Source organism: Mesorhizobium sp. M4A.F.Ca.ET.090.04.2.1 (assembly GCF_003999085.1).
Taxonomy (GTDB): Bacteria; Pseudomonadota; Alphaproteobacteria; order Rhizobiales; family Rhizobiaceae; genus Mesorhizobium.
Map to the genome: position 1 here is coordinate 1 of NZ_RZOT01000390.1, position 5,794 is coordinate 5,794.

Annotated in this window: 5 protein-coding genes and 1 pseudogene; 1 reads left to right on the forward strand and 5 read right to left on the reverse strand. The window is 66.4% G+C overall.

The window, feature by feature from the left end; all coding sequences use genetic code 11:
• Positions 1 to 204: SRPBCC domain-containing protein (locus tag EN781_RS23560; protein WP_189347773.1), on the forward strand; the 204-nt coding region annotated here is incomplete at its 5' end.
• A gap of 10 nt (positions 205 to 214) precedes the next feature.
• Here the strand turns inward: EN781_RS23560 and EN781_RS23565 are convergent.
• From EN781_RS23565 to EN781_RS35500, 5 genes and pseudogenes are all read right to left on the reverse strand, one after another.
• Positions 215 to 1,381 carry an FAD-binding oxidoreductase gene (locus EN781_RS23565; protein WP_127400377.1) on the reverse strand — a complete coding sequence of 389 codons (1,167 nt, stop codon included), beginning with the start codon at positions 1,379 to 1,381 and terminating at the stop codon, positions 215 to 217.
• Between the two features lie 30 nt (positions 1,382 to 1,411).
• Positions 1,412 to 2,998, reverse strand: coding sequence for an ATP-binding protein (locus tag EN781_RS23570; protein WP_126057386.1), 1,587 nt, complete (start codon positions 2,996 to 2,998; stop codon positions 1,412 to 1,414).
• A complete protein-coding gene (locus EN781_RS23575) occupies positions 2,986 to 3,678 on the reverse strand; it encodes a response regulator transcription factor (protein ID WP_126057385.1) in 693 nt (230 codons plus the stop codon). The genes EN781_RS23570 and EN781_RS23575 overlap by 13 nt, the downstream gene beginning before the upstream one ends.
• 3 nt (positions 3,679 to 3,681) lie before the next feature.
• Complete coding sequence (locus tag EN781_RS23580; protein ID WP_126057384.1) at positions 3,682 to 5,229, reverse strand: DUF4173 domain-containing protein; 1,548 nt, start codon at positions 5,227 to 5,229, stop codon at positions 3,682 to 3,684.
• A 335-nt stretch (positions 5,230 to 5,564) separates the two neighbouring features.
• Positions 5,565 to 5,794: pseudogene (locus EN781_RS35500) on the reverse strand (hypothetical protein); the annotation flags it as partial.

The window sequence follows — 5,794 nt, forward strand, 5'->3', positions numbered from 1 at the left end:
GACTGGAACCATCCGACCCTCGGCCGCCACGAAACGAGGGTGGCCTATCTGCTGGAGCCGACGTCCGCCGGCACCCGGCTCACCATCTGCCACGGTGGTTTCGAAGGGTTCGCCGAAGCCGCGGCCGAACATGCCGATGGCTGGGCGCGGGCGCTGGGCTGGCTGCAGCGGTATTTTGGCGAGGGCAGGCAGGCAGCGGCCTAGCGCCTCCCCTTCAAATCACATTCAGCTCCCGGGACGCCCGCCCCTCGGCCACCCGGCTGTACCCGAACGCCGTGCAATCCACCGTTCGGTAGCCGCCATGCACGATCAGCTCGGAGAGCGCCTTGCCGACCGCCGGCGCCTGCTGGAGGCCGTGGCCGGAAAAGCCGTTGGCGAACAGGAAGTTCTCGACCTCCGGATGCGGCCCGATCACCGCGTTCTGGTCGAGCGTGTTGTAGTCGTAGTGGCCGACCCAGGCGCGCGTCGGCTTGATCGCCTCGAAGGCCGGGATGCGGGTGGCGAGCGCCGGCCAGATCACCTCCTCGAACAGAGGCCAGTTGACGTCGAAATCCGCGGGATCGGGAGCATGGTCGCCTTCCTCTGGTTCGGCGCCGCCGGTGAGGTAGACCGAGCCTTCCGGCCGCACATAGATGCCGCTGGGATCGACCAGCAGCGGCATGTCGGCATATTTCTCGCGCGCCTCGAAGACGAAGACGTTGCGCTTGCGCGGCTCGACCGGCAGCGCGAGTCCGGCAAAGGCCGCCACCTTGCCAGCATTCGGGCCGGCGGCGTTGACGACGATACCGGCTTCGAGTTTTTCGCCATTGTCGAGACTCACGCCGGTCACGCGGTTGCCCTCGCGCGCGATGCCGGTGACGTCGGCGGTGATGAAATCGATCTTCTTGTCGCGCAGCGCCTTGCGGAACAGCATCAGCAGCGCATGCGCGTCGAACCAGCCCTCGCCGGTGCGGCCATAGGCGCCGGCGGAAATTCCCTCGGCCGACAGCCAGGGGAAGCGGTGCGTCAGTTGCTCGGGGTCCTCCAGCACGATGTCGGCGCCCTCGGCGATCTGCGCTTCGTGATTGGCTTTGAGGATCGGCAGCCCGTTGTCGCCGGCAAGGATCAGATAGCCGCCCTCGCGAAAGCCGATATCGGCCTCGGCGCCAAAAGTTTCCTGCAGCCGCCGGAACAGTTTTAGCGTGAACTGCGACAGGCGGATGTTTTCCGGGATCGAGAATTGTTGACGGATCGAGGCCAGCGACAGCGTCGTCGCCGCATGGGAAAATTGCGGATCGCGCTCGACCAGCGCGATCGAGCCGGAAAATCCCTCCTCGCGCAGATAGTAGGCGACCGAGGATCCGACGATGGCCCCGCCGATGATGACGATGTCGTAGCGCACTTCTTCCTCCGATCCAGCCTGCGGCATCCTTCACGCCGCCGGCAGGCTGATCTCGAAGCGCGTGCCGCGCTCGCTGTCAACCAGCCTGATCGTGCCATCATGCGCTTTCAGGAGGGCCAGCACGATGCCGAGGCCCATGCCGGTGCCGCCGGTCTCGCGCCGCGTGGTGAAGAACGGCTCAAACACCTTGCCGCGGTTGCTCGGCGAAATGCCGGCGCCGTCATCGCTGACCAAGACGGTCGCCCGCTCGGTCGCGTTCGTGGCAGAGATTGAAACCAGGCTCGCGCCATGCCGCGCCGAATTGTCGATGAGATTGGCTAGCACGATCGCCGCGTTCTCGGCCGAGATACTCAGGCCGACCCCGCCGCCGGCCTCGACGCGGACCGTGAGCCGGTTGTCCGCCGGCAGCAGCGCCAATGCCGCCTCGAGCGACGTGCTTTCGCCGCTGGGCGCTAGGTTTTCGGCGCGCGCCAACTCGAGCAGGCGGCGGACCAGCAGATTGAGTCGCCCGGCATCGGTGACGATATTGTCGGAAAACCGCTTCCGCTCGGCCTCGTCCATGGCATCGCCGGAATCGCGCAGCAATTCCGCCGCCCCCTGAATCGCCGTCAGCGGTGATTTGAGCTCGTGCGAGACATGGGTGGCGAAGGTCTGGATGCTGTCGGAGCGCGCCTGCAGCTTTTCGGCCATGTCGAGGAAGGCGGCGGAAAGCTCGGCCATCTCGCGCGTGCCGTGATGGTCGAGCGGCTTTATCGCTTCACGATCGCCGGCGGCGATGCGCTTGGTGCGCTCGATCAGCCCGTAGATCGGCCGGCTCACCGTGCGCAGGAAGACCAGCCCGATCAGCAGCGTGCCGCCGACAATCGCGATCGCCGCCAGGGTCACCTTGCCGCGCTCGCCGTAGAGGTGCTTGACGATGTTGTTCGGCGTCCGCGACAGATAGACCACGCCGGCGACCCGGCCTTCGACCTCGACCGGCAGGGCGACGAAGACGCGCACCCTGGTGCCTCGGCTAACCGAATAGAGCGGCGGCGCCGGCTGGTCGGGGATCCTGAGCCGGAGCGCGCCGCCATAGCGGCCGGCAAGTGCGGCGCGCACCTCCTCGACGCCGGCCAGCGACTGCCCGACCTCCTCGCGCCCGGCGATGACCACGCCCCGGGGATCGAGCAGCCGGAAGCCGGCCAGCGTCGTCTTCTGCGTTTCGTCGAGAATGCCGGAGAGCCGCGCGCCGATCGCCGCGAAGGCCGCATCGGGAATGGCGGGAACAGCCGCAGGGCGCGTCGGCATGACATCGTCGGAGGCAAGGTCGAGGCGCGGCTCGATCGGGTCGTAGGGATAGTTGTTGTCCCTTGCCGGATCGGCCGAGACCGGCGCGCCAAGTTTCTCGGGCGCAATCCCGGCCTGGCGCACATCCTCGGCATAGATGGCGGCGAGCACCGCGCCTTGCGCGATCAGCTCCGCCTCGGTCTGGCGGATCAGCTGGTTCTCATAGAGGCGAAAGAAGAACAGGCCGACCAGCGGCAGCGCCATCACCACGATCAGGATGGCGACCACCACAGTGGCCAGCCGCGGCCGCCATTTGTCCCCGATCCATTTCCGCGAGTTCAATGGCCGCATCGGCCGAGCCGGAAGCCGACGCCGTGCACGGTCTCGATCGCATCGGTGCAGCCGGCCGCCGCCAGCTTGGCGCGGATGTTGCGGATATGGCTGTCGACGGTGCGTTCCGAGACATGGATGTTGGCGGCATAGGCATTGGCCATCACCGCCTCGCGGGCAAGCACATGCGTGGGGCGGGCGAGGAACCCTTTCAGGATCGCGAACTCGATGCCCGTCAGCGCCAGCGGCTTGCCGTCGAAGCTGGCGCCGTGGCTCGCCGGCATGAGCACCAGCCCGCCATGCGAGAACTGCCGTTCTTCGGCCTCGGCCGACGCCGGGCGGGCGCGGCGCAGGATGACGTTGACGCGGGCGACCAGCTCGCGCGGGCTGAACGGCTTCGTCACATAGTCGTCGCCGCCCATTTCCAGCCCGAGGATGCGGTCGATCTCCTCGTCGCGCGCCGACAAAAACAGCACCGGCACGTCGGATCGCTGCCTCAGCCTGCGGCACACCTCCAGCCCGTCCATCTCCGGCATGCCGATGTCGAGCACGACGAGGTCGGGCGCGCGCCGCTCGATCGCCTGCAGGGCGGCGGCACCATCGGCGACGCCTTGCGTCCTCATGCCGGCCTTTTCCAGCGCGAAGCAGATGATCTCGCGGATATGCGGATCGTCGTCGGCGACGAGGATGTTGTGCGGCATCGATCAGAGGTCCGGCATCGCGGGTTGATACCCGGGAGGAACCACGAGCGGACCTCTTTTGTCGAGTGCGCGCAAAAGCCGCCAGTCGCGAAAGCTCCAGGCGCGCCAGTTTTTCTGCTCGTCGCGAAAGCGGGCCTCGGTGAAGGCGTCAGCCGGATCGCGTTTGTCGGCGAGGAACACCTTCTTCTGATGGTCAAAAAAGCGGTCGAGTGCCGGCAACGCGGCGGGGCCGAGAGACCTCGTGTAGAAAAGGTCGAGGCTGGTGCCGGGGCCGTTCATTTCGTAGGAATGGTCGACATTGTAGTTGGCGATCAGCGCGGCGAAGTTGACGTAGCAGCACACATAAAGCGTCGCCGATAACGTCAGAAGATTGGCGGAGAGCAGCCATTCGCTGGATTTTCCAAGCGCGATGCGGGCGATGATCAGCGCCAGCCCTGCCGCCACCAGCCCCATCCAGACGAAGGCGGCAATGCGCAGATAGGTCAGCGCGTAGATGCCGATATAGAGATCGAGCCTCAGCATCGAGGAGATGACCAGCATGATGTTCTGCGCCACCCAGGCATAGACCAGCCGGCGGATCAGCGGGTCCTCCGACGTCTCGCTGCCGGGCCTCAGCGCTGCGAGCACGAAGCCGGCGGCAAGCAGCGCGGTGACGATCAGCGGATAGGCGCCGCGATGCGCATAGGCGGCGTAGGTCAGCCCGTCCGGCAGCGCCACCCCGCCCCACAGATAGGTGGCGTCGAGCGCGGTCTGCAGCGCGAACAGAAGGTTGAAGACGAGCAGCGCGCGCAGGATCGCCGCCTTGCCGAAGAGGACGTCCTCGATGGTCGTTCTTGCCTGAGCCGGCGGTTCCGTGCGGACGATCCGCGACTTGCGCGGCAAACGGCGGAAGAAGCGCGGCAGGCGCGGCCGCAGGAAGGCCCAGATGCCAGCGAGCACGGCCAGCCAGAAGACCAGCCGCGGCAGCTGGATCAGGTTGAGGAGTGCAAAAAGGTCGATCAGCGAGAACCAGTATTCGATGACCGGATTGGCGGCGCCGAACAGAGCGAGGAAGACGAGACCGAGGCCGAGCGGCATCACCCAGACGGCGATCGCCGCCAGCCGGATGCGCCGCCCGCCATGGCGCCGCGCCGCCTTGCGCCAGCGCACGAAGTCGCCCACCAAGCGGAACGGCGCGGCGATGAAGAAGGCCGAAAGCTGCCTGGCGATGCGGGCGAGGCCGGCGCGCAGCCGCCCGGTCAGCGAAAGCGCGAACGCCGAGAGCGCCACGAGCGCGATCGAGACCGACAGCGGACTGACATTCTCGACCAGCGGCAGCAGCGCCGCGAGCAGGGCGGCAGGCCTGACCCAGAGCCAGCGATCGTTAAGGTTCATGGAATTGAGAGACAGGGAATTGAGGGCCACGATCGCGGCGGCGAGCACGATGCCGAACAGGAACCACGTGATGCCGGCCGGCTGGCCATAGAAGAAAAAGTCCGCCAGCGCGACCAGCAGGACGGCGACGCCGAAGCGCTGGCAATAGCTCGGCGCCGGCGCGAGAAGATCTGTCATGACCGGGTTTTCCTCGCTTTGGCCGGCGCATGGCGCGGCGGCGATCTAAGGACGAAGGGCAACAGCGTCGCGGTCGGCCGCGCTTTCGCGGCGAGCCACCAGCCATCGCTGCGCAGCCGGTAGGGCAGGGACCAACGGGGACTTTCGTGTGTCTGCATGTCGCCTGTCTCGCAAGCAGGCGAGGAGATAGCGGGGCGGGCCGCCTGAGATTTTCAGCAATGATTTGCAGATTTCGTGCAGGGGAGCTTCGAACGTTGGCGCTGCCCCTCATCTGGCTGCCGCCATCTTCTCCCCGTGAACGGGGAGAAGGACGTCGTCACGCGGATTTTCGCCAATCACCCGCGTCGCAGGAAGCGTGCCTGGGCCGCGGCCAGTGTCCAGCCGATAGATGGGTAACAGTTTGAACCGGATACATAGGTAACAGTTCTCCCCCTATTTGTCATACGCCTTGTGTCGATGATGCCGAGCTGGTGTGCATGGAAGGAAAGAGCCCATTGACCATCCTCGGTTTGGGCGGCCGCGACAGCTTCACCAACCAGTGCCTGCGAGACATAGACGAAGCCGC

Coding starts and splice junctions, on each gene's coding strand:
- EN781_RS23580 (WP_126057384.1), bottom strand. CDS start 5,229: ATGACAGATCTTCTCGCGCCGGCGCCGAGCTATTGCCAGCGCTTCGGC.
- EN781_RS23575 (WP_126057385.1), bottom strand. CDS start 3,678: ATGCCGCACAACATCCTCGTCGCCGACGACGATCCGCATATCCGCGAG.
- EN781_RS23570 (WP_126057386.1), bottom strand. CDS start 2,998: ATGCGGCCATTGAACTCGCGGAAATGGATCGGGGACAAATGGCGGCCG.